Source organism: Thermaerobacter subterraneus DSM 13965 (assembly GCF_000183545.2).
Classification (GTDB): domain Bacteria; phylum Bacillota; class Sulfobacillia; order Thermaerobacterales; family Thermaerobacteraceae; genus Thermaerobacter; species Thermaerobacter subterraneus.
Genome location: NZ_JH976536.1, coordinates 319,810 through 341,668 on the forward strand (window position 1 = coordinate 319,810; position 21,859 = coordinate 341,668).

23 protein-coding genes are annotated in these 21,859 nt (G+C 74.3%); 1 reads left to right on the plus strand and 22 read right to left on the minus strand.

All coding sequences use genetic code 11. From position 1 onward, the window contains the following. Window positions 1-43: 43 nt before the first annotated feature. The 19 genes from rimM to THESUDRAFT_RS11720 form a co-directional block, all read right to left on the minus strand. Complete coding sequence (gene rimM, locus THESUDRAFT_RS11630; RefSeq protein WP_040827851.1) at window positions 44-541, minus strand: ribosome maturation factor RimM; 498 nt, start codon at window positions 539-541, stop codon at window positions 44-46. A gap of 2 nt (window positions 542-543) precedes the next feature. After that, window positions 544-801, minus strand: a complete 258-nt coding sequence (locus tag THESUDRAFT_RS11635; RefSeq protein WP_006904992.1) for a KH domain-containing protein — start codon at window positions 799-801, stop codon at window positions 544-546. A gap of 118 nt (window positions 802-919) precedes the next feature. Then, window positions 920-1,192 (minus strand): 30S ribosomal protein S16, encoded by a 273-nt coding sequence (gene rpsP, locus THESUDRAFT_RS11640; RefSeq protein WP_006904993.1) that lies wholly within the window; start codon window positions 1,190-1,192, stop codon window positions 920-922. Window positions 1,193-1,333: 141 nt separating this feature from the next. Next, window positions 1,334-2,671, minus strand: a complete 1,338-nt coding sequence (gene ffh / locus THESUDRAFT_RS11645) for a signal recognition particle protein (protein WP_006904994.1) — start codon at window positions 2,669-2,671, stop codon at window positions 1,334-1,336. 9 nt (window positions 2,672-2,680) lie between these two features. After that, window positions 2,681-3,298, minus strand: a complete 618-nt coding sequence (locus THESUDRAFT_RS12545; RefSeq protein ID WP_006904995.1) for a sigma factor-like helix-turn-helix DNA-binding protein — start codon at window positions 3,296-3,298, stop codon at window positions 2,681-2,683. A 236-nt stretch (window positions 3,299-3,534) separates the two neighbouring features. Then, a complete protein-coding gene (ftsY, locus tag THESUDRAFT_RS11655; RefSeq protein WP_006904996.1) occupies window positions 3,535-4,470 on the minus strand; it encodes a signal recognition particle-docking protein FtsY in 936 nt (311 codons plus the stop codon). A gap of 28 nt (window positions 4,471-4,498) precedes the next feature. After that, window positions 4,499-8,227 carry a chromosome segregation protein SMC gene (smc, locus tag THESUDRAFT_RS11660; RefSeq protein WP_006904997.1) on the minus strand — a complete coding sequence of 1,243 codons (3,729 nt, stop codon included), beginning with the start codon at window positions 8,225-8,227 and terminating at the stop codon, window positions 4,499-4,501. A 103-nt stretch (window positions 8,228-8,330) separates the two neighbouring features. Further along, window positions 8,331-8,591, minus strand: coding sequence for a stage V sporulation protein S (locus THESUDRAFT_RS11665; RefSeq protein WP_040827856.1), 261 nt, complete (start codon window positions 8,589-8,591; stop codon window positions 8,331-8,333). Window positions 8,592-8,937: 346 nt separating this feature from the next. Further along, a complete protein-coding gene (rnc, locus tag THESUDRAFT_RS11670; RefSeq protein WP_242823409.1) occupies window positions 8,938-9,924 on the minus strand; it encodes a ribonuclease III in 987 nt (328 codons plus the stop codon). Further along, window positions 9,914-11,176, minus strand: coding sequence for a beta-ketoacyl-ACP synthase II (fabF, locus tag THESUDRAFT_RS11675; protein WP_006905000.1), 1,263 nt, complete (start codon window positions 11,174-11,176; stop codon window positions 9,914-9,916). Before fabF ends, rnc begins: the two co-directional genes overlap by 11 nt. Window positions 11,177-11,266: 90 nt before the next feature. Then, window positions 11,267-11,506: an acyl carrier protein gene (gene acpP, locus THESUDRAFT_RS11680; RefSeq protein WP_006905001.1), complete on the minus strand. Its 240-nt coding sequence runs from the start codon at window positions 11,504-11,506 to the stop codon at window positions 11,267-11,269. A 112-nt stretch (window positions 11,507-11,618) separates the two neighbouring features. Continuing rightward, complete coding sequence (gene fabG, locus THESUDRAFT_RS11685) at window positions 11,619-12,368, minus strand: 3-oxoacyl-[acyl-carrier-protein] reductase (protein WP_006905002.1); 750 nt, start codon at window positions 12,366-12,368, stop codon at window positions 11,619-11,621. Beyond that, window positions 12,365-13,318 carry an ACP S-malonyltransferase gene (gene fabD, locus THESUDRAFT_RS11690; RefSeq protein WP_006905003.1) on the minus strand — a complete coding sequence of 318 codons (954 nt, stop codon included), beginning with the start codon at window positions 13,316-13,318 and terminating at the stop codon, window positions 12,365-12,367. Before fabD ends, fabG begins: the two co-directional genes overlap by 4 nt. Beyond that, window positions 13,315-14,550 (minus strand): beta-ketoacyl-ACP synthase III, encoded by a 1,236-nt coding sequence (locus THESUDRAFT_RS11695; protein WP_341349101.1) that lies wholly within the window; start codon window positions 14,548-14,550, stop codon window positions 13,315-13,317. Before THESUDRAFT_RS11695 ends, fabD begins: the two co-directional genes overlap by 4 nt. Then, window positions 14,525-15,580: a phosphate acyltransferase PlsX gene (gene plsX / locus THESUDRAFT_RS11700; protein ID WP_006905005.1), complete on the minus strand. Its 1,056-nt coding sequence runs from the start codon at window positions 15,578-15,580 to the stop codon at window positions 14,525-14,527. Before plsX ends, THESUDRAFT_RS11695 begins: the two co-directional genes overlap by 26 nt. Further along, complete coding sequence (gene fapR / locus THESUDRAFT_RS14790) at window positions 15,577-16,194, minus strand: transcription factor FapR (RefSeq protein ID WP_242823410.1); 618 nt, start codon at window positions 16,192-16,194, stop codon at window positions 15,577-15,579. Before fapR ends, plsX begins: the two co-directional genes overlap by 4 nt. Before the next feature lie 422 nt (window positions 16,195-16,616). Further along, entirely contained in the window at window positions 16,617-16,796 is a 180-nt protein-coding gene (rpmF, locus tag THESUDRAFT_RS11710) for a 50S ribosomal protein L32 (RefSeq protein ID WP_006905007.1), read from the minus strand. After that, the gene (locus tag THESUDRAFT_RS12550; protein WP_006905008.1) at window positions 16,777-17,361 is read right to left on the minus strand and encodes a YceD family protein; all 585 of its coding nucleotides are present in this window, start codon (window positions 17,359-17,361) and stop codon (window positions 16,777-16,779) included. The genes rpmF and THESUDRAFT_RS12550 overlap by 20 nt, the downstream gene beginning before the upstream one ends. Window positions 17,362-17,519: 158 nt before the next feature. Beyond that, window positions 17,520-18,248: a S16 family serine protease gene (locus THESUDRAFT_RS11720; protein WP_006905009.1), complete on the minus strand. Its 729-nt coding sequence runs from the start codon at window positions 18,246-18,248 to the stop codon at window positions 17,520-17,522. Between the two features lie 534 nt (window positions 18,249-18,782). Between THESUDRAFT_RS11720 and ylbJ the strand changes: the two genes are divergently transcribed. After that, complete coding sequence (gene ylbJ / locus THESUDRAFT_RS11725) at window positions 18,783-20,000, plus strand: sporulation integral membrane protein YlbJ (RefSeq protein ID WP_040827678.1); 1,218 nt, start codon at window positions 18,783-18,785, stop codon at window positions 19,998-20,000. Between the two features lie 103 nt (window positions 20,001-20,103). On the opposite strand, the gene THESUDRAFT_RS11730 is transcribed toward ylbJ, so the two are convergent. Genes THESUDRAFT_RS11730 through rsmD form a run of 3 tightly spaced genes read right to left on the minus strand, consistent with a single transcriptional unit; the run spans window position 20,104 to window position 21,756 of the window. Next, window positions 20,104-20,700, minus strand: coding sequence for an ATP synthase subunit B family protein (locus tag THESUDRAFT_RS11730; RefSeq protein WP_006905011.1), 597 nt, complete (start codon window positions 20,698-20,700; stop codon window positions 20,104-20,106). Continuing rightward, complete coding sequence (coaD, locus tag THESUDRAFT_RS11735; RefSeq protein WP_006905012.1) at window positions 20,697-21,188, minus strand: pantetheine-phosphate adenylyltransferase; 492 nt, start codon at window positions 21,186-21,188, stop codon at window positions 20,697-20,699. The genes THESUDRAFT_RS11730 and coaD overlap by 4 nt, the downstream gene beginning before the upstream one ends. Beyond that, window positions 21,157-21,756, minus strand: coding sequence for a 16S rRNA (guanine(966)-N(2))-methyltransferase RsmD (rsmD, locus tag THESUDRAFT_RS11740; RefSeq protein WP_006905013.1), 600 nt, complete (start codon window positions 21,754-21,756; stop codon window positions 21,157-21,159). Before rsmD ends, coaD begins: the two co-directional genes overlap by 32 nt. Window positions 21,757-21,859 lie beyond the last annotated feature (103 nt).

A 21,859-nucleotide genomic window follows, 5' to 3' on the forward strand; every position in this document is an offset into this window, starting at 1 on the left:
CCACGCCTCCTTGCCGTACCGGGCCGCGGGGCCGGGATCCTCGCTAGTCCAGCAGGCCGGGCAAGTCGCCCAGGACCAGGCGCCCGCGCTCCAGGTCGACGGCCTCCACGGCCTGGCGGATGGCGGGGATCAGAAACTCCCGTCCCCCGTCCCCCTCCACCACGATGACGTCGTTGGCCGGATAGCGCAGCACATCCCGCACCTGGCCCACCTTCCGGCCGCCGGAGTCCACCACGTCGAGCCCTACCAGCTGGAAGACGTAATATCGGCCGGGCGGAAGGGGCGGCACCTGGTCCTCCGGCACCTGCAACCGCCCGCCCCGCAACGCCTCGGCCGCCGTCCGGTCGGGACAGCCGGCCAGCTTCACCCGCCAGAACCGGCCGTGGGGCCGTGCCCATTCCACCCGGTCGGCTCGCAGGGGCCCGCCGTCCGGCGGCGCCACCAGCACCTCCAGACCGGGCTGCAGGCGCCGGGGGTCGTCGCTCAAAAGGTCGACCTTGACCTCGCCGCGGATGCCCCAGGGCGCCAGGACGGCAGCCAGGGTTACCGGGCGGCCGTCCCCCGCCCGTCCCCGTCCAGGATCTCCACTTCCACCCGCTTGCCGGCGCGGGCGCCCACGGCCCGGGCCACCGTGCGGATGGCGCGGGCGATGCGGCCCTGCTTGCCGATGATCTTGCCCACGTCCTCCGGGGCCACCCGCACCTCGAGGATCACCGTCTGCTCGCCCGCCACCTCGTTGACCCGCACCTGGTCGGGATCGTCCACCAGGGAGCGGACGAGAAACTCCACCAGTTCCTTCATCCTGCGTCACCTCGATCGCCTCCCGGGCCCTGGCCGCCCCGCCGCAGGAGAAAGACCCTGCTGCCGGAGCTCACCCGCAGCGCCCGCGCCCCGCGGCCGGCCCGGCGGCATCCGCCTGTCAAGCACCGGCCCGCCGCTGCTGCCACTTCTCCAGCACGCCCGTGCGCTTCAGGAGCACCCGGACCATGTCCGTGGGCTGGGCCCCCTTGCGCAGCCACTCGATGGCCTTCTCCTCGTTGATCTTGATGGTGGCCGGATCGGTGGTGGGGTTGTAGTACCCGATCTCGTCGACGAACCGGCCGTCCCGCGGCGAGCGGGCGTCGGCCACCACCACGCGGTAGAAGGGATTGTTCTTGGCGCCCATCCGGCGCAGGCGCATGCGCAGCGCCACGCAGCATCACCTCACGAAGACGCTTGGATTCGGCCCGCCCCGTCACCCGGAGGGCCGGCTGGACGGGAGCTGCCGGCAGCCCGCCGTCGCCCGCCCGACCGGCCATGGACCCGGCCCCCGGTCCCGGCGGTACGGAGCCCGCTAGCGGGGGAAGGGCAGGTTGCCCAGGCCGCGCCGGCCCCGCCGGGCGGCTCCCGCCACCTGTTTCATCAGGCGCTGGGTCTCGGCGAACTGCTTGAGCAGGCGGTTGACGTCCTGCACCCGGGTACCGCTGCCCATGGCGATCCGCCGGCGGCGGCTGGCGTTGATGATCTCGGGCCGCCGCCGCTCCTCGGGGGTCATGGACTGGATGATGGCCTCGATCCGGCGCAGCTCCCGCTCGTCCACCGTCACGTCCTTGAGCCGGCCGCCCAGCCCCGGGATCATGGCCAGCAGCTGGTCCAGCGGCCCCATCTTGCGCACCTGGCGCAGCTGCTCGAGAAAGTCCTCCAGGTCGAAGGCCTGCTCCCGCAGCTTGCGCTCCAGCCGCTGGGCCTGCTGGGCGTCGAAGACCGCCTGGGCCTTCTCGATCAGCGAGAGCACGTCGCCCATGCCCAGGATGCGGGAGGCCATGCGCTCCGGGTGGAAGGGTTCGAGCTGGTCGACCCGCTCCCCCAGCCCGGCGAACTTGATCGGCCGCCCCGTCACCGCCCGCACCGACAGGGCCGCACCGCCCCGGGCGTCGCCGTCCAGCTTGGTCAGGATGACGCCGTCGATGCCCAGGCGCCGGTGGAAGGTCTCGGCCACGTTGACGGCGTCCTGGCCGGTCATGGCGTCGACCACCAGCAGGATCTCCCGCGGTGCCACCGCCTGCCGGATGCGCTCCAGCTCCTCCATCAGGGCGTCGTCGATGTGCAGCCGGCCGGCGGTATCGATCAGCACCACATCCCGGCCCCGGCGCCGGGCCTCGGCCACCCCCTCCCGGGCGATGTCCACCGGATCGCGATCGGTGCCCGGCGCGTAGACGGGCACCTGGACCTGCTGGCCCAGAGTGACCAGCTGCTCCACCGCCGCAGGACGGTAGACGTCGGCGGCCACCAGCAGCGGCTGGCGTCCCTGGCGGGTGAGGAGCCGGGCCAGCTTGGCGGCGGTGGTCGTCTTGCCCGACCCCTGCAATCCGACCAGCATCACCACGGCCGGCAGCTCGCCGCCCAGGTCGAGCCGGGCATGCTGGCCACCCATCAGCTGGGTCAGCTCGTCGTGGACGATCTTGATGACCTGCTGGGCCGGGGTCAGGCTTTCCAGGACCTCCTGGCCCACCGCCCGTTCCCGCACCCGGGCGATGAAGTCCTTGACCACCTTGAAGTTGACGTCGGCCTCCAGCAGGGCGAGGCGTACCTCCCGCAGGGCCGCCTCCACGTCGGCCTCGGTCAGCTTCCCCTTGCCGCGCAGCCGTTTGAAGACCGCCTGCAGTTTTTCCGCCAGGCCCTCGAAGGCCATGCTCACACCTCACCTCGCCGGTGCCGGCCTGGCCCGTTCCGCCCCGCCCGGGTTCGCACCGGGGGGAACGGGACCCGCCTCCAGCTCGCGGCGCATCACCTGCACGATGGCCAGCGCCTCTTGAAGAGGCCTCCCGGCCGGTCCACCCGCCCCGGCCGCCGCCGCGGCAGCACCCAGAGCGGCCTCCAGGCGGTCCAGGTGGCCGGCCGCCCGCTGCCGCCACGCCCCCAGCCCCAGGACGCCTTCCGCTTCCTCCAGCAAGGCCTCGCTGCGCCGCAACAGGTCGTGCACCGCCTGGCGGGAGATGCCCAGGTGCTCGGCCACCTCCCCCAGGGAGAGGTCCTGCCAGTGGTACAGCTCGAAGACATCCTGCTGGCGGGGTGTGAGCAGCCCCCGGTAGAGGTCGTAGAGGCGGTGCAGGCGCAAGGTCCGCTCCAGGGGCTCCAGCGCAGCGGCCGCCCCTTCGCCCGGTCCCGGCCTGCCGCCGCCGGCCCCTTCCCCGGCGCCTGCCCGTGCCGGGCCCGCCGCCGGCGGTGCCGGCTCCGCCGGTCCGGCGCCCCCGGCGGCCGCCGGGTTCGTCCCGCCGGTGGATCGGGGCCTGCGGCCCGGAGCCCTGGCGTCGGGCATGATCGCGCCTCCTCGTCGACCTGGGCCAATCCGGTGGCTGCACCGCCCGCCATGGTACGCCACCCCGGGCAGCGTGTCAAGCAAAAATCCTTGACACATCCCCGGCAGGTGACAGGCCTGAAAGAGCCGTGAGGCCGTGAGGCCGCCCCCGCCGGAATAAAGGGCGCCGGACCGCACCGGGCGCCGCCCGTCGGGTGCGGGGCCGCGCCGGCAGCCAGGTTTCTTTCCTCGAGCCCTCAGGCCCCCGCGCCGGCCGGCGTGCCCTCGAAGAGGGCCCGGGTGAACTCGCCCGGGTCGAAGGGCGCCAGGTCGTCGGCCCCCTCGCCGGTACCCACCCACTTCACCGGCAGCCGCAACTGGTCGGCGATGGCCACCACCATGCCGCCCCGCGCCGTTCCGTCCAGCTTGGTCAGGACGATGCCGGTCACGCCCACGGCCTCGGTGAAGTGCCGTGCCTGGGCCAGGGCGTTCTGGCCCGTGGTGGCGTCCAGCACCAGCAGCACCTCATGGGGCGCCGTGGGATCCAGGCGCTGCAGGACCCGTTGCGTCTTGCGGAGTTCTTCCATCAGGTTGACCCGGGTATGCAGCCGGCCGGCCGTGTCGACCAGCAGCACGTCGGCACCCCGGGCCTGGGCCGCCTGCAGGGCGTCGAAGGCCACCGCCGCCGGATCGGCTCCCGGGTGCTGGCGCACCAGGTCGGCCCCCGCCCGCTGGCACCAGCGCTCCAGCTGGTCGATGGCCGCGGCGCGGAAGGTGTCGGCCGCCCCCACCACCACCTTCCACCCCTCCTGGCGATACCGGGCCGCCAGCTTGCCCACGGTGGTGGTCTTGCCGCTGCCGTTGACCCCTACCACCAGGATCACCAGGGGACCGGGGCCCCGGCCCGGCGCCGCGGGCGGCGCGGCCACCGCTTCCAGCATGCCCCGCATCTCCTCGGCCAGGAGTCCCGGCACGGCGGCGGCATCCCGCACCCCCTCCGCCCGCACCCGCTCCCGCAGCCGCTCCAGCAGCCGCTGGGTGGTGGCCACCCCCACGTCGGCGGTGATCAGCACGGCCTCCAGCTCTTCAAACAGGGCTTCATCCAGGGCCGCGCCCTGGACCACGGCCCGGATCCGGCCGGCCAGCTGCTCCCGGGTCCGGGCCAGGCCCGCCTTGAGCTTGCTCCAGATCACGGTCCGACCTTCCTCTCTGAAGAGGCGTTCAATCCCCCGCGACCTCCATGGCTCCCTGGCGGGTCGCACCCGCGGGGCTCGGGCCTCGACCCGCCTCCTCCCGGCCGGGGGCGGTCCCGCCGGCCTGCTCCTCGGCACCGGCCGGCCGGCGGGCTTCCCTCTCGCTCCCGGCCGCACCGGGGACCGCCCCGCGCCCTTCGCCCTCGCCCGCGGCGGCCACCTCGGCCAGGCGCACCGACACCACCCGCGACACCCCCGACTCGGGCATGGTCACCCCGTAGAGGGTATCCGCAGCGGCCATGGTCCCCTTCTGGTGGGTGATCACGATGAACTGCGTGCCGCTGAACCGCCGCAGGTAACGGGCGAACCGGTCCACGTTGCGGTCGTCCAGGGCGGCGTCGATCTCGTCCAGCAGGCAGAAGGGCGTGGGCTTCACCCGGATCAGCGCCAGCAGGAGGGCGATGGCGGTCAGGGCCCGCTCGCCGCCCGAGAGCAGCGAGAGGTGCTGCAGCTTCTTGCCCGGCGGCTGCGCCACCACCTGGACCCCGGCCTCCAGGGCATCCCCCTCGCCCAGGATCAGGTCGGCGTGGCCGCCGCCGAAGAGCTCCCGGAACACCTGGCGGAACTCCGCCCGCAGCCGCTCGTAGGTCACCCGGAAGATGCGCTCCATCTCCCGGTCCATCTCGGCCAGGACGGCGCGCAGCGCCTCGCGGGCCTGCTGCAGGTCGCGGTACTGGCGCTCCAGGAAGGCGTACCGCTGGCAAACCCGCTCGTGTTCCTCCACCGCCGCCAGGTTGACCTCGCCCAGGGCCGCCATGCGCCGCCGCAGCTCGGCCACCCGCCGCTCCCCCTCCTGCCAGCCTGCCGGGGGTTCGTCGGGCACCTCCTGGACGCCGAAGTCCTCGGCCAGCCGGGCGACCAGCCGGTCCCGCTCGCTCTCCAGCCTGGCCGCCTCCACCTCCAGCCGCCGCAGCTCGTCCGACAGCCGGTCCAGCTCGGCCCGGGCGGCCACCGACTCCCCTTCCACCGCGTCCAGCCGGGCCGCCAGCCGGGCCCGGGCCTCCCGGGCTTCGGCCAGCGCCTGGCGGCAGGCGGCCACCCGGGCCTCGCCCTCGGCCACCGCCTCCTGGAGCCGCTGCCGCTGGGCGGCCACCTCCGCCTGTTCCCGGGCCAGCTGGGCCGCCTCCTCCCGGCGCCGGTCTTCGTCCAGTTCCAGGCGCCGGGCCTCCTGGCGCGCCCGCACCAGCTGCTCGGCCAGAAGCCTCCCCTCCCGGGTGAGGCCCTCCACCCGGGCCGTGGCCCGAGCCAGGTCGCCGGTCACCTGGTCCCGCCGGGCCCGGGCCTGCTGAAGGGCCGTTTCCGCTGCAGCCACCGCCGCGGCGGCCTCCCGGGCCCGGGCCTCGGCCGCTTCCACCTGGTCCGGCGCCGGCCCGCCGCCGTCCCTGGCCGGGACCGCCAGTTCCTCCAGCTCGGACTGCACGTCGGCCATGGTGCGCTCCAGCCGCTGACGTTGCTGGGCGGCGGCCTGGCGCTGCTGCTCCAGCCGGGCCCGGCTCACCGCCCCCTGCTGCCGCTGCTGGCGCGCGGCCTCCAAATCCGCAGCGGCCCGGGCGGCCGCGTCCTCCGCCCTGCGGCGGCGGTCTTCCACCTGCTCCAGGGCCCCGGCCAGCTGCTGGACCCGCTGCCGCAGGGCCTCCACCTGGCGCCGCCGGGCCAGAAGGCCGGCGGACTCCTGCCGGCGGCTGTCATGGCCGCCGGTCATGGCGCCGCCGGGATGGATCACGTCGCCTTCCAGGGTGACGATCCGGTACCGGTAGCCGCTGGCCGCCGCCAGCCGGCGGGCTGCGGGCAGGTCTTCCGCGATCAGGATCCGGCCCAGCAGGTTGGCCAGGGCGGGCCGCAGGGCGGGATCGAACCGGACCGCGTCGATGCCCCAGGCCACAGCGCCCGGCTGGTGGTCCAGACGGCGATCGGCATCGGCCGGGGCCGAGGGACGGATGGTGTCCAGGGGCAGGAAGGTGGCCCGCCCGGCCCGGGCACGCTTCAGCGCCTCGATGGCCGCCTCGGCCCCCGCCGCCGTCCGCGTGATCAGGTGCTGCAGGGCCGGCCCCAAGGCGACCTCCACCGCCCGCTCCAGGCGCGGCTCCACCTGGATCAGTTCCGCGACGGCGCCGATGACCTCCCGGTACGCCGGATCGCCCCCATCCCGGCCGGCCAGCACGGCCCGGACGCCGGCAAAGAAGCCCTCGTGCTCCCGTTCCATCTCCTCCAGCACCCGCAGCCGGGACGAGGCCTCCCCCGCCTGCTGGCGCAGCTGCTGGGCCTCCCGGCCCGCAGCCCGGGCCTCCGCCTGGGCCGCCTCCAGGGCGCGGCGCGCCGCCTCCTCCCGGCGGGCGGCCTCCGCGGCGGCCGCCGCCAGGCGCTCCAGCTCCGCCTCGACGGCGGCCTCCTCCTCGGCCAGGCGCCGGGCCTCGGCTTCGAGCCCCTCCAGGCGCTGGCGCAGGCGCTCGGCCCGCTGGGCGGCCTGGGCCTGCTCCCGCTGGCGGGCCTGCTGCTCGTTGCGCAGCCGGCTGAGTTCCTGCAAGGCCTCCAGGTGCGCCTCTCGGGCCGCGGCCAGCGCCTCTTCCGCCCGGGCCACGGCCGCCCCCGCTTCCGCCACCGCGGACCGGGCTTCCTGCTCAGCCTGCCGTGCCGCCTCCAGCTCGGCCAGCAGGGCCTGGTGACGGCGGGCAGCCTCCTCGGCACCCGCGGCCCCGGCCTGGCGCTGGGCCGCCAGTTCCTCTGCCCGCCGGCCCAGCTCCTGCTCCCGGCTCGCCAGCTGGGCGGCCCGCTCATCCAGCACCGCCAGGCGGGTGCGCACCGCCTCCAGGGCCCGCTCGGCCTCGGCCAGGGCCGCCTGGGCCGCCTCCACCTGCTGCTCCTGGTGCCGGACCTGGGCGCGCAGGGCGTCCCGGGCCGCCCCGGCCTCCTCCAGCCGGCGGCGGGCGGCGGCCACCTGCTGCCGCACGGCCTCAAGCCGCCGGGCATGGTCCGCCAGGCGCCGCTGGGCCTGGACGGCCTGCGCCGTGACCATGCGGGCCTCCAGGTCGACCAGCTCGTCCCGCCACTGCCGGTAGAGGTGGGCCCGGCGGGCCTGCTCCGTCAGGCCGTCCAGGCGGTCTTCCAGCTCGCGCAGGATGTCCCCCAGGCGGAGCAGGCGGTGCTCGGCGTCTTCCAGCCGGCGCAGCGCCTCCTTCTTGCGCACCTTGAAGCGGGTGATGCCCGCCGCCTCCTCCAGCAGCCCGCGGCGGTCCTCGTCCCGGGCGCTGAGGATCTCGTCGATCTTGCCCTGCCCCACCACCGAGTAGGCTTCCCGGCCGATGGCGGTGTCGTAGAGCAGTTCCTGCACGTCCCGCAGGCGCACCCGCTGCCCGTTGAGCAGGTAGTCGCTGCCCCCGGCCCGGTCGACCCGCCGCGCCACCGTCACCTCGGTGTAGTCGATGGGCAGCCGGCCGTCCTCGTTGTCCAGGACCAGCACCACCTCGGCCAGCCCCACTCCCTTGCGGGTGGCCGTACCGGCGAAGATCACGTCCTCCATCCTGCTGCCGCGCAGCTGGCGGGCGCTCTGCTCCCCCAGGACCCAGCGCACGGCGTCGACCAGGTTGCTCTTGCCGCTGCCGTTGGGGCCGACGATGGCCGTGATCCCCGGGCCGAACTCCAGCCGCGTGCGGTCGGCGAAGGACTTGAACCCGTAAAGCTCCAGCCGTTTCAGGTACATGGCCGCCTCCCGACAGAAAAAAACCTGCCGTGGCACCGGGTCCAACGGGCAGGTCGTAGGACGAACCCGGCCCCGGGCGCGTCCCCGGGGCACCGGGCGATGGCTAGCGGGGCTCGATGATGAACTTGATGGCCGTGCGCTGCTGGCCGTCGATCTCGATGTCGGCAAAGGCCGGGATCACCACGAGGTCGATGCCGTTGGGCGCCACGTACCCCCGGGTGATGGCGATGGCCTTGACCGCCTGGTTGACGGCCCCCGCCCCGATAGCCTGCACCTCCGCGGCGCCGTCTTCCCGCAGCACCGCCGCCAGCGCCCCGGCAACCGCCTTGGGCCGCGAGTTGGCCGAGACCCTCAGCACCTGCACCACGGCGACTCCTCCCCCAGAGTGAGCCATGGAAACGGCTGTGCTTGAACGGATGCAACGCAGGCGACCCTCGTCGCAGGCAGGTCTCGGGGGATGTTTCGGCGGGATGGGAGGGGGTTCCTTCCGCCGCTCCGGCGGCAGCGGACCGAAAGGCGCTGCACCGTACCGGGTCCCGCCCGGCACCGGACGCCGGTGGTTCGGGGCCGGCCGGGTGCGGGGCGGGCGACCCCGCCGGGCCGCGCAGGAACCCGGTCCTGCCCCCTTCGGGGCCGGGGGCAGGCCGCAGGCGCCACCGGCGGGCGCTCCGGCCGGTGCCCGGTGCCGGAGCGGAGGTGCCGGCTCCAGGTCAGGCGGTCCCCTCCCGCTCCGGGGCGGCGGCCCCGGGGCCGGCCGGCTCTTCCAGCCCGGCCAGGGCCATGCGGGCCGCTTCCCGCTCGGCCACCTTCTTGCTCCGCCCGACGGCCTGGGCCAGGGGCCGGCCGCCCACCCGCACTTCCACGGTGTAGCGCGGGTCGTGCTCGGGGCCGGCCGCACCGACGACCCGGTAGGTGGGCTCCCCCAGGCCCAGGCGGCGGGACAGTTCCTGCAGGGCCGTCTTGGGGTCGTCACAAGCCCCTGAGCTCTCCGCCAAGCGCCGGATGTCGTCGCCCAGGGTGCGCAGGATGAAGGCCCGGGCGCCCTCCAGCCCCTCCTGCAGGTAGACCGCGGCCACCATGGCCTCGTAGGCGTCGGCCAGCACCGAGGGCCGCTGCCGGCCTCCCGTGGCCTCCTCGCCCCGCCCCAGGCGCAACAGTTCCCCCAGGCCCAGGCGCTGCGCCGTGGCGGCCAGGGTCTCGGCCCGGACCACCGCCGCCCGCAGCTTGCTGAGCTCCCCTTCCGGCCGCTGGGGGTAGGTGCGGAAGATGTAGTCCGTCACGCAAAGATTGAGCACGGCGTCCCCCAGGAATTCCAGCCGCTCGTTGTCGGGCCCGGCCGTATCGGGATGCTCGGACCGGTAGGAGGCGTGGGTCAGCGCCTCCAGGAAGGGCTCGGGCCGGGCCGGCGCCACCCCCGTCAAGGCGGCCACGGCCTCCACCCAGCCCGGGTCCCCTGCCCGCGGGAACCGGGTCTCTCTGTCGTCCGCCCGCGCCGCCCCCGCTGGGGGCGCCTGCCCTCCCCCAGGGAAGGGCTCGCCGGCCAGCGCCGGCCCGGCCGGGTTCATCCCGCCGCCGCCCGCCGTCCCGGCCGGCCGGCCGGCAGCCGCGGCGCCGGCGGGCACGGCCGAACCGGCGACAGGGGCACCGGCCCCACCGGCCGGGGCGGTGGACCCATCCTGCGGGCGATCAAGCGCCACGTTCCTCCGCCCCCGCCTCGTAGCGCCGGAAGGCCAGGCACGCGTTCTGGCCCCCGAAGCCGAAGGAGTTGGACAGCGCCACGCGGATGGCCCGGGGCCGGGCCCGGTTGGGCACGTAGTCCAGGTCGCACTCCGGGTCGGGATCGTCCAGGTTGATGGTGGGCGGCAGCACGCCGTCCCGTAGGGCCAGGACGGTGAGGATGGACTCCACCGCTCCCGCCGCGCCCAGAAGGTGCCCCGTCATGGACTTGGTGGAGCTGACCGCCAGCCGGTAGGCGTGATCCCCAAAGACCCGCTTGATGGCCTGGGTCTCCGCCACGTCCCCCTGGGGCGTGGAGGTCCCGTGGGCGTTGATGTAGTCCACGTCCCCCGGGTCGACGCCGGCGTCGGCCATGGCCGCCTCCATGGCCCGCGCCCCGCCTTCCCCGCCCGGGGCGGGCTGGGTGATGTGGTGGGCGTCGGCCGTCGTGCCGTAGCCGATGATCTCGGCATAGATGCGGGCGCCCCGCTTCCGGGCATGCTCCAGGGTTTCCAGGATCAGGGCCCCCGCCCCCTCCGCCATGACGAACCCGTCGCGGCCGCGATCAAAGGGCCGGGACGCGGCCTCCGGCGCATCGTTGCGGGTGGAGAGGGCCTTCATGGCGCAGAACCCGGCCAGTCCCAGGGGCACGATGGCCGCCTCGGCACCGCCGGTGATCATCACGTCGGCCTCGCCCCGCTGGAGGATCCGGAAAGCCTCGCCCACGGCGTGGGCCGAGGCCGCACAGGCCGTCACCAGGGTGCTGTTGGGCCCGCGGGCACCGTAGCGGATGGCCACCTGGCCCGCCGCCATGTTGGCGATCATCATGGGGATGAAGAAGGGGCTGACCCGGTCCGGGCCCCGCTCGGCCATCACCGCGGCCTGTTCCACGAAGGTCTCGATGCCGCCGATGCCCGTCCCCATCACCACGCCCAGCCGCCGCCCGTCCATGGCTGCCGGGTCGATGCCGGCGTCCGCCAGGGCCATGGCCACACTGGCCATGGCGAACTGGGTGAAGCGGTCCATGCGCCGGGCTTCCTTGCGGTCGATGAAGGCGGTGGGATCGAAGTCGGGCACCTCGCCCGCAATCTGGGATGGGAAGGGGGACGGGTCGAACCGGCTGATGCGCCGGATCCCGGAGCGGCCGGCCAGGACCCCCTCCCACAGGGCCTCCACGCCGACGCCCAGGGGCGTGACGGCCCCGACACCGGTGATCACCACGCGGTGCCGCATAAAGGCTCCTCCACTCCTTTCCGGCCGGCGGGCGCCCCGCCCGCGCGGGGCGGGGCGCTCCGGCCGCCGCGGGAATGCGACCCGGCGCGGTCACTTGTGGGACTCGATGTACTGGATCGCATCCCCTACGGTGGCGATCTTCTCTGCATCCTCGTCGGGGATCTCCAGGTCGAACTCCTCTTCGAGGGCCATGATCAGCTCCACGATGTCCAGCGAGTCCGCGCCCAGATCCTCGATGAACCGGGCTTCGGGCGTCACGCTGGCTTCATCGACCCCCAGCTGCTCCACGATGATGGCCTTGACCCGCTGGAAAAGGGCCTCGTCCGCCATGTTGCCACCTCCTTTCCCCTCCCCGGTGCCGGGGGCACCGCAGCCCGGCGGGCCGGCCCGGACGGGCGCCGCTGCCGGCGCCGCGGTGCGCGGGGCCGGGCTCCCGGCCGGCTCACCCCAGGGACAGGCCGCCGTCCACCACCAGCACCTGTCCGGTGATATAGGCGGCCGCATCGGAAGCCAGAAAAACGGCGGCGTGAGCGACGTCTTCCGGCGTGCCCAGCCGCCCCAGGGCGATGCGCTGGGCGAGGGCGTCCCGGTACTCCGGCGCCAGCTCGCCCGTCATGTCGGTGGCGATCAGGCCCGGGGCGATGGCGTTGACGGTGATGCCGCGGGACCCCAGCTCCCGGGCCAGGGCCTTGGTCAGGCCCACGACCCCCGCCTTGGCCGCCACGTAATTGGCCTGGCCGGCGTTGCCGGTCAGGCCTACCACCGACGTGATGTTGATGATCCGCCCCGAGCGCTGCCGCAGCATGACCCGCGCCGCCGCCTTGCAGGTGAAGAACAGGCTGCGCAGGTTGGTGTTCAGCACCTCGTCCCACTGTTCCGGCTTCATCCGCAGGATCAGGCCGTCCCGGGTGATGCCGGCGTTGTTGACCAGGATGTCCAGGCGCCCACCGAAGGCATCGGCCGCCTGCTCCACCAGGCGCGTGGCCTGATCCCCGTCGGCCACGTCCGCCTGGAAGGCCACGGCTTCGCCGCCCCGGTCCCGGATCGCGGCGACCACCTCCTCGGCGGCGGCCGCCGAGGACCGGTAGTTGAGGGCGACCCGGGCCCCCGCCGCGGCCAGCGCCTCCGCGATGGCCCGCCCGATGCCGCGGGAGCCACCCGTCACCAGGGCCGTCCGGCGATCAAGGTTCATGCTAGCAAACCCCCTTCCGGAGGGGCAACCAGCGCCAGGATTTCCTCCGCAGTGCCGGCGGCGACGGCCTCCAGGTGCTTGTCGATGCGCCGGGCGAAACCCGTGAGGGTCTTGCCGGGCCCCATCTCCACCAGCCGCGTGATCCCTTCCCGTTGCATCCGGCGCACCGACTGCTCCCAGCGCACGGGGTGGTCAACCTGCTGGACCAAAAGCTCCCGGATCCGCTCCGGGTCCGTCACCGGCTCGGCCGTCACGTTGGCCACCACCGGGATGCGGGCCGGCCGGAAGGGCACCTCCGCCAGGACACCGGCCAGCCGCCGGGCGGCCGGTTCCATCAGCCGGCAGTGGAAGGGCGCGCTGACGGGCAGGAGCACCGCCCGGCGGGCCCCGGCCGCCCGGGCCCGCTCCACCGCCGCCTCCACGGCGGCCCGCTGGCCGGCCACCACGATCTGGCCGGGACAATTGTAGTTGGCGGGTTCCACCACCCCGGCGCCCGCGTCCATCACCTGGCGGCAGATGTTCTCCACGGTGCCGGCCTCCAGGCCCAGCAGGGCGGCCATGGCCCCTTCGCCCGGCGGGACCGCCTCCTGCATGAACTTGCCCCGCAACCGCACCACCCGGGCCGCATCGGCCAGCTCCAGCACCCCCGCCGCCACCAGGGCCCCGTACTCGCCCAGGGAGAGGCCTGCCGCCATGGCGGGCTCCAGCCCGCGGGCGGCCAGCACCCGCCAGCAGGCAACGCCCACCGCCAGCAAGGCGGGCTGCTGGAACTCGGTCAGCTGCAGCTGGTCCTCCGGGCCTTCGAAGCAGAGACGGGCCACGTCGAAGCCGGCGGCGGCCGAAGCCTCCGCGAAGACCTCCCGGGCCTCGGGGAACTGCTCGTAGAGGTCCTTGCCCATGCCCACGTACTGGGCGCCCTGGCCGGGGAACACCACGGCGGTGCCGCTCATGGCGCCTGCTCACCCCCCGGGGCCGGTCCGCCCCCGGCCCCGCCGGCCGCGGCCACCGCCGCCGGATCCAGGGCGGCCCGGGCTGCGGGTGGAGCGCCGGCCGGCCGGGCCGGGTTCGTCCCGTCCAGCCGCGCCCGGCCCCGGGCCGCCTGCTCGCGAATCCAGGCGGGCAGGCCGTACTCGGGCTGCCGGCCCGGCATCTCCAGCGGCCGGGCCGCGGGCCGGTCATAGCCCCAGCGGACGACGGCGGCCCCCCAGGTCAGGCCGCCGCCGAAGGCGACCAGCAGCACCGTCTGCCCTGCGCGCACGCGGCCTGCGGACAGGGCCTCGTCCAGGGCCACGGGGATGGAAGCCGCCGAGGTGTTGCCGTAGCGGTCGATGTTCACCACCACCCGGTCCAGGGGAAGGTCGAACCGCCGGGCCGACGATTCGATGATGCGGTAGTTGGCCTGGTGGGGTATGTACAGGTCCACGTCCTCAAAGCGCAGGCCGGCCTGGGCCAGGGCGGCCTGGGCGGCGTCCCCCATGGTCTTGACCGCGAACTTGAAGACCTCCCGGCCGTTCATCTGCACGTAGTGGAGGCCCCGGGCCACGGTCTCGGACGACGCCGGGAGGCGCGACCCGCCGGCCGGCTGCTTGAGCAGGTCCCCTCCCGAGCCGTCGGCGCCCAGGTAGAGGCCCAGGATGCCCTCGCCGGGAGGCGCCGGGCGCAAGACCGCCGCGCCCGCGCCGTCACCCAGCAGCACGCAGGTGCGCCGGTCGCTCCAGTCGATGATCTTGGACAGGGTCTCGGCCCCCACCACCAGCACGGTGTCGTAGAGACCCGCCGCCACGAACTGGGCTCCCGCCGCCAGGGCATAGACGAATCCCGAGCAGGCCGCTTCCAGGTCGAACCCGGCCGCGCGCGTGGCGCCCAGGCGGTCCTGCAGCAGGCAGGCCGTCGACGGGAAGGGCATGTCCGGCGTCACCGTGGCGACGATGATCAGGTCCACCTGCTCCGGGCGGACCTGGGCCTCCTCCAGGGCCCGCCGGGCTGCCACCTCCGCCAGGTCGGACGTGGCGGTGTCCGGATCGGCCACCCGCCGCTGGCGGATCCCCGTGCGGGTGCGGATCCATTCGTCGTCCGTCTCCACCACCTCAGCCAGGTGGTCGTTGGTCACCACCACCGGCGGCACGCAGGCGCCGATGCCGGCGATGGTCACCCCTCTACCGGCCGCGACCAAGGGCTTCACCGTCCTCCTTGCCGATGGACTCGCCGATGCGGTGGAGCAGGCGTCCCTGGCACGCCTTCACCGCCACCCCGATGCCGTTGGCCAGGGCCCGGGCGTCCGACGAGCCATGACACTTGAACACCAGGCCGTCAAGGCCCAGGAAGAGCGCCGCGCCGTACTCGCCGTAATCCAGCCGCCGGCGCACGCCCAGAAGGACGGGGCGCAGCAGCAGGGCGGCGACCCGGGCGAGAGGCCGGCGCGCCACCTCGGCCTTGAGCAGCTTCCAGCAGGCCTCTCCTGCACCCTCCATGGCCTTGAGGGCGACGTTGCCGGTAAAACCGTCGCAAACCACCACATCCGCCTTGCCGGCGAAGAGCTCGCGGGCCTCCACGTTGCCGGCGAAGGGGAGCCCGCTGGAGGCCAGGCGCTCATAGGTCTCGCGGTAGAGCCGGTTCCCCTTGCCGGCCTCGCTGCCGATGTTCAGCAGGGCCACCCGCGGGGAGGGCCGCTCCAGCACCTCCCGCGCATAGACGGCACCCATGACGGCGTACTGGACCAGCTGCTCGGGATCGGCTTCCGCACTGGCGCCCAGATCCAGCATGAGGAAACCGCGGCCGTCCAGGGTGGGCAGCACGGCGGCCAGGGCCGGGCGGGCCACCCCCGGCAGGGTCCCCAGCATGAGCTTGCCGGCGGCCATCAGGGCACCGGTGCTGCCCGCCGAGACGAAGGCGTCGGCCTCCCCCTCCCGCAGCAGGCGCATGCCCACGGCGATGGACGAGTCCTGCTTGCGCCGCAGGGCCGCCACCGGCGAATCGCCGGCCTCGATCACCTGGGAGGCGTGGACGATCCGGCCGGGCGGCGGCGAGCCTGCGCCCTGGCGGCGCAGTTCCGCCGCCACCCGCTCCTGGGGGCCCAGCCAGAGGATGTCCACCGGCCACCGGGCCGCGGCGGCCAGGCCGGCCGCCACGGGCACCGAGGGCGCGCCGTCGCCGCCCATGACGTCCACGGCCACCCGCCACCGGCGCGGCATCCCCGGATCCGTCCCCGTCACGGCTCCACCTCCCCTCGCCCGTCACCGGAGCCGGCGCCGCCCGCAGCTTCCGCCCCGGACTTCCGGGGCCCGGCCGCGCGGGGTCCTGCCCCCGGACCTGCCAGCACCTGGACGACGAACTTGCCCCGGAAGACCGTCTCGTCGCCGGCCCGGGTCTGCACCAGCACCACCGGTTCCCCGTCCCGCCGGTGGCGCAGCACCACCGCCCTGGCGACCAGGCGCTGCCCGACCTGGACGGGCTTCTTGTATTTGATGTTGGCGACGGAGATGCAGGCCAGCTCGGCATCCACCACGGCCAGGGCCAGGGAGTCGGCCTGGGCCAGGATGTACTGGCTGCGGACCAGGCGGGTGCGGGCGAAGGCCATCTCGGGGGTGGTCTCGAGGATGGAGATGCCGAACTTGCCCAGCTCCAGGTCGACCAGCTCGCCCACGATCTCCTGGAGGGGCAGGGCGCGGACGCGGCCGTGGACCCGTTCCGCCACAGCCCGCACCCGCTCCCGCACCGCCGGAATCCCCAGGCGCATGCGGTCCAGGCGGATGGTGGCCACGCTGACGTGAAAGCGCTCGGCCAGTTCCTCGTCGGTCAGGAAGGGGTTCTCCTGGAGAACCTGCACCAGCCGGGCCTGCCGCGTGGCGCGGGAGTCGCGACCGCCGGCGGATCCGGGCAGCCCGCGACGCGGGGACCCGGCCGGGGTCTCCGGCGGCGACCCGGACGGACCGGAGGGCACGGTCAAGTTCAGGGGCGGTCGCGTATTTCCCACCTGGTCATAACCTCCGGTGTTAAGACCTGCCCTTATAACCCGGACAAAACTACCGCCAGTATACGCGAGGCCACCCGCCGTGCCAAGCCGGGAAATGGCTTCCAGGCCGCGCCCCCATGGCAACCCGGGCTCGGCCACGCGGGCGCGGCCACCCCACGCGAAAACAAAAACCGGATGGCCCCACCGGCCCATCCGGCTTCACCCTCGCAACCGGGGCCCAGGCCGCCCGCGGCACCGGCCACGATCCTGGGCCCGTCCGGCGTCAGGATGCCTCGTCAGGATTCCTTCTGCACCGCCACCCGGCCGTCGTAGTAGCCGCAGTTGGGGCATACCCGGTGCGGCCGCTTGGGCTGGTGGCACTGCGGGCACTCCACCACCGCCGGGGCCGACAGCTTCCAGTGGGTCCGCCGCTTGTCCCGGCGGGACTTGGACGTCTTATGCTTCGGAACCGCCATGATCCCCTTCCTCCCCCTTGCCGTGCTCGCGCAACCACTGGTCCAGGGCCGCCAGCCGGGGGTCCAGGTCCTCGTCCCGGCAGTCGCAGGGCCCTTCGTTCAGGTTCTTGCCGCAGCGGGGACAGAGGCCGCGGCACCCCCACCGGCAAAGCTGCTTGGCGGGCACCGCCAGGATCAGGTTCTGGCGGATCCCCTCCCGCAGGTCCACCTGGTGGTTGTCGTAGTAGGCCACCCGCGTGTCGCCCGCATCCTCGGGCTCGTCCCCGGCGCCGGCACCCGGCGGCCGGGGCAGGAACTCCTCCTCGTAGCGGGTGTGCAGGTTCGCCTCGAAGGAGTCGAGACAGCGATCGCAGGTCAGCCGGGCCCGGGCGGCCAGGTCCGCTTCCAGCCAGATGCGGCCCTCGCCCGTGTGGGTCAGCCGGTAATGCAACCGGATGGGCCCATGGGCGGCGATGTCGCCGCCCGGCACGGAAATGGGCTCGATGGGCGCCACCACGGTGCCCGTCGACTGCAGCCCGCGCTGCCGGGTCAGGGCTTCCACGTCGATGACCAGCGGATCGGCCATGTTCCTCGTCCCTCGCTACACAACGGGATCATTATAGAAAGGCGCGGCAGGGGTGTCAAAAGACCGCTCCGCCCGGTACTGCCGGTCCCCAGGGCCGGCGGTTCCCGGCGCGGAGGCAGGCCCTGCCGGTTCCCCCTTCATCGCGTTGCGCTGGCCCTTCAGTCACACGGCGGGCCCTGGCCCCCCTGCTGGCAAAGCCAGGCCACGGCGGCCGCCAGGGTCGATACCCGCACCACCATGGGCGCGCTGCCCGGTGCCGGGCCGGGCGCCCGAGCCGGCACGAACAGCACGTCCAGGCCCGCCCTGGCCGCCGCCCGCCACTTCTGCTCCACCCCTTCCACGGGCCCTACCCGGCCGTCGGGAGATAGGGTGCCCGTGGCGCCCACCCGGCGCCCGCCGGCCAGGTCCCCGGGAGCAAGGGCGTCCACCGCCGCCAGGCCCAGGGCCAGGCCCCCGGAGGGACCGGCAATGGCCGGGGGGAGGGGGAACCCGGCCACCGTACCGGGTTCCACCCCCATGAGCCCCGCGGCCGCAGCGGCGGCCGCCTCCTTGCTGGCGGCCAGGGCGGCGCGCTGGGCGGCCATCACCTCGTCCAGGGAATCCCCGCCCAGGGCCCGGGCCGTGACCAGGCTGCGCGCGGGATCGCGCAGCACCGTCCAGGCGTCGCCCAGCCGGGCGGGGCGGGCCGCCACGGTGACCAGCCAGAAGGGGGTCGTCACCACCGGGCGCGTGCCTGGGGGGCGCACCACTTGCACGGGCACCGGCACGGCCAGGCCAGGCTCCACCACAAGCCAGGGGGTGGGCAGGCGTGCCGCCCCAAACCCCAGCAACCCCGCCGCGACCAGGACGGCCAGAAACCGCCCCAGCCTGGGGACGGGCCGCGGCACCGGCGCACGTCCCGCCGGGCCGGGCCCCGCCGGCGCCGGCCGCGGGTGGCCTGCCGGGCCGCCGGCGACGCGCCCTCCCCCACCGGCACGGCCCTGCCCGCCCCCGGGACCGGCCGGCCTCGCGCCACCACCGCCTGCCCCCGGGCCGGAGACGCCAGGCGGCCCGGCACGCCCGCCGGGCTCCCGGCCGCTGCCCTCCCGTTGCCGGCCGGGCCTGGCCGGGGTTCGGCCCCTTGGCCACGGCCTCCCGTCCACCCTCGCGTCGCCTCCCTCTGCAGCCGCCGCCTCTGTTCCGCCCGTATGCGCCATCCGGGCCGGTCCCGCCCCGGGCCCGGGGCACCCCGGTATACCGCCTCCGGGCCGTCCATATACATGCTGGTGCGCCCCACCCCGTGGCATGCCCGGGCCTCTTGCCGGAGGAACCCGCGGCACCCCGGCCGCCGTGCCGGTGCGCCGCCCTCCCGGAGGTACCGCGGCGGCGGTTGCGTCCCGGTGCCCGGGCGCCGGGGAGTGGGGCGGGTCCGGTGCGGGGGAATGCCCGTGCGCGAGTCACCCCTTACCCATTTGCTGGTGGCCGCCGTGGTGGGCCTGGTGCTCGCCATGGTGGTGTATCCCGAGACGGCCTTCGCGGCCGCCGTGGCCGGACTCAAGGTCTGGTGGGACGTGGTCTTCCCGGCCCTGCTGCCCTTCTTCATCGGCGCCCAGATCCTCATGGCCCTTGGCGTGGTCCACTTCATGGGCGTCCTGATGGAGCCCTTCATGCGCCCCCTGTTCAACGTCCCCGGCACGGGGGCCTTCGTGGTGGCCGTCGGCCTGGCCAGCGGCTATCCCCTGGGTGCGGTGATCACCGCCCGGATGCGCCGGCAGGGGCTGCTCAGCAAGACCGAGGCCGAGCGGCTCATGAGCTTCAGCAACACCGCCGACCCGCTGTTCATGGCAGGGGCCGTGGCCGTGGGCATGTTCAGCACGGCGTCCGTGGCGGGCCCCATCATGGCGGGCCACTATCTGGGCGCGCTGGCCACCGGCCTGGCCCTGCGCTTCTGGCGCGGCGGCAGCGACCGCAGCGAAGCCCTGGACGGGGAGGAAGGGTGGCTGCTGGCCCGGGCCTGGCGCGCCATGGTCCGCGCCCGCCGGGAAGACGGCCGCCCCTTCGGCCAGGTGCTGGGGGACGCGGTCCGCGATTCCATCAATACGCTGCTTCTTGTGGGCGGGCTGATCATCCTGATGTCGGTGGTGATCCAGGTGCTGGACCGGGCCGGCATCCTGACCGCCGTCGGCGGCCTGTTCCTCCTGGTCCTGCACCCCCTGGGCCTGGATCCTTCCCTGACCCGGTCCCTGATCAGCGGCCTGTTCGAATTGACCCTGGGCACCCAGGCCGCCGCCCAGGCCCCGGCTCCCCTCTTCGACCGCCTGGTCATCGCCGGCGCCGTCATCGCCTGGAGCGGGCTTTCCGTCCACGCCCAGGTGGCGGCCATCATCCAGGGCACCGGCTTGAGCATCGGCCCCTACATCGCGGCGCGGGCCTTCCATGCCGTCGCCGCCGGGGCCCTGACCGCCTTGTGGATGGCCTGGTTTCCCGTGGCCGCGCCCGCCTTCCTGCCGGCCCTGGCCTGGGCGGCGCCGGGCCCCCTGCCGTGGCTGGGCCGGCTGGTGGCGGGAGCCTTCCACTTCCTGGTGGCGGTGGGCGCCCTGGCTGCCGTGGCAGCGGTGACCCAGCTGTTGCGCGCCCGCGCCGCGTCGGGCTTGCGCTGACGACCGGGGGCCGCAGGGAGCCCCGCCGGCCCCCTCCGGCCACGGCCGCGCCGGTACGGCGAATGCGCCATGGCTGCACCGGCGTGGCCGCCCAGCCGCCGCCCTAGTCGCCGCCCTCCTCGTCCCAGCCGGCCCCTTGGCCGTCCGGATCCTCCACCCCTTCCTCCTCCCGGGTGGGAGCCGCTTCCCGGGCCGCCGTCCCGGAAGGGTGGGAGGCGGACCGCAGGGTGGCCTGCAGTTCTTGCCGGCCCTCGGCCACGGCGGCCAGCGCCTTGCGCAGGATCCCTTCCAGGCGGTCCAGGACGTCGGCGGCGTAGGCATTGGCAGAGGCCCGCACCTCCCGCGAGCGGGCCTCCGCCTGGGCCAGCATCCGCCGGGCCTGTTCTTCCGCCTTGCGGGTGATCTCCGATTCCCGGGCCATGCGCTCCACGTAGCTGCTGGCCTGCTTCACCATGGCCTCCGCCTCGGCCCGGGCCTGCTCCAGCAGCCGGTCCCGGTCGGCCAGCAGCCGGCGGGCCCGGTCGATCTCCTCCGGCACCAGGCGCCGCAGGTGGTCGAGGAACGAGTAGACGTCGTCCTCATCCAGGATCACCTTGCCCGTCAGGGGCACGCGGCTGGCATGATGGACGAACTGCTCGAAGTCGCGGATGAGCACGTACAGGTCCCGTTCCGGGGCGGGCTCGTGATCCGCCACCGTCATCGCCTCCTCCGCTCGGCGGCCCGGGCGGCCAGGGCCGGCCGCACCACGTCAGGGACCAGGCCCGCCGGATCCACCCCGTAACGGGCCAGTTCCTTGACGATGCTGGAACTCAGGTAGGCGTTCTCCGGCCGGGTCATCATGAACAACGTCTCCAGCTCCCCGGCCAGCTGCTTGTTGATCTGCGCCATCTGGAACTCGTACTCGAAATCCGAGACCGCCCGCAGCCCCTTGACGATCACCCGCGCGCCCTTGCGGCGGGCGTACTCCACCAGCAGCCCGTCATAGGCATCGACGGAGACGTTGGGCAGGTGGGCCGTCGCCTGGCGGGCCAGCTCGACCCGCTCCTCCGGCGTGAACCAGGGCTGCTTGGACGAGTTGATGAACACGGTGACCAGCACCTGGTCGAACAGGCGGCTGGCCCGCTCGATGATGTCCAGATGCCCGTTGGTGATCGGGTCAAAGCTCCCCGGGCAGAGGGCGATGGTCATGGGACTCTCCTTTCCTGGCAGGCAAAACGTAAAAGCTCAGGGCCGTGTCGCCGTACCGGCGCCGGTCGGCGCACTCCAGCCCGGCGACCCCGTCCGGCAGGACTTCCCGGGGATCGTGCTCCACCACCAGCCGGCCGCCGGGCGCCAGCAGCCGTCCATCCCCGACGGCGGCCACCACCCGGGCCGCCAGTCCCTGGCGATAGGGCGGATCGGCCAGGATCAGATCGAAGACCCGGGAACCGCCCGCAAGTTTCGCAACGGCGGCGAAGACATCCTGCCGCCAGACGGCCGCGCCGGCGCCCGCGCCCACGGCGTGCAGGTTCGCTTTGAGGACGGCCACCACCCGGGGATCGGACTCGATGCACAGAGCCTCCCGTGCCCCCCGGCTCAGGGCTTCGATGGCCAGGCTGCCGGTCCCCGCAAAGAGATCGAGGACCCGGGCCCCTTCCACCGCCCGCCCCAGGATGTTGAACAGCGCCTGGCGCACCCGGTCCGTGGTGGGACGAACCTGCCGCCCGGCCGGGACCTTGAGGGGCCGGCCGCGCCAGCGGCCTCCCGTGACGCGCACCACCCGTCCTCCCTGAAATTGCCATGGGCCGGCGCCCGTCCTGCGGTGAATAAGGGCCGCCCGGCTCCTCCATATTATCGACTGCAAGAGCTGCGGAGGCCAA

Bases quoted from the DNA above. Each gene is read 5' to 3' on its own strand.
- THESUDRAFT_RS11635 (WP_006904992.1), bottom strand. From the start codon at position 801: ATGAAGGAACTGGTGGAGTTTCTCGTCCGCTCCCTGGTGGACGATCCC.
- ffh (WP_006904994.1), bottom strand. From the start codon at position 2,671: ATGGCCTTCGAGGGCCTGGCGGAAAAACTGCAGGCGGTCTTCAAACGG.
- THESUDRAFT_RS12545 (WP_006904995.1), bottom strand. From the start codon at position 3,298: ATGCCCGACGCCAGGGCTCCGGGCCGCAGGCCCCGATCCACCGGCGGG.
- smc (WP_006904997.1), bottom strand. From the start codon at position 8,227: ATGTACCTGAAACGGCTGGAGCTTTACGGGTTCAAGTCCTTCGCCGAC.
- fabF (WP_006905000.1), bottom strand. From the start codon at position 11,176: ATGCGGCACCGCGTGGTGATCACCGGTGTCGGGGCCGTCACGCCCCTG.
- acpP (WP_006905001.1), bottom strand. From the start codon at position 11,506: ATGGCGGACGAGGCCCTTTTCCAGCGGGTCAAGGCCATCATCGTGGAG.
- fabG (WP_006905002.1), bottom strand. From the start codon at position 12,368: ATGAACCTTGATCGCCGGACGGCCCTGGTGACGGGTGGCTCCCGCGGC.
- fabD (WP_006905003.1), bottom strand. From the start codon at position 13,318: ATGAGCGGCACCGCCGTGGTGTTCCCCGGCCAGGGCGCCCAGTACGTG.
- rpmF (WP_006905007.1), bottom strand. From the start codon at position 16,796: ATGGCGGTTCCGAAGCATAAGACGTCCAAGTCCCGCCGGGACAAGCGG.
- THESUDRAFT_RS12550 (WP_006905008.1), bottom strand. From the start codon at position 17,361: ATGGCCGATCCGCTGGTCATCGACGTGGAAGCCCTGACCCGGCAGCGC.
- ylbJ (WP_040827678.1), top strand. From the start codon at position 18,783: ATGCCCGTGCGCGAGTCACCCCTTACCCATTTGCTGGTGGCCGCCGTG.
- THESUDRAFT_RS11730 (WP_006905011.1), bottom strand. From the start codon at position 20,700: ATGACGGTGGCGGATCACGAGCCCGCCCCGGAACGGGACCTGTACGTG.
- coaD (WP_006905012.1), bottom strand. From the start codon at position 21,188: ATGACCATCGCCCTCTGCCCGGGGAGCTTTGACCCGATCACCAACGGG.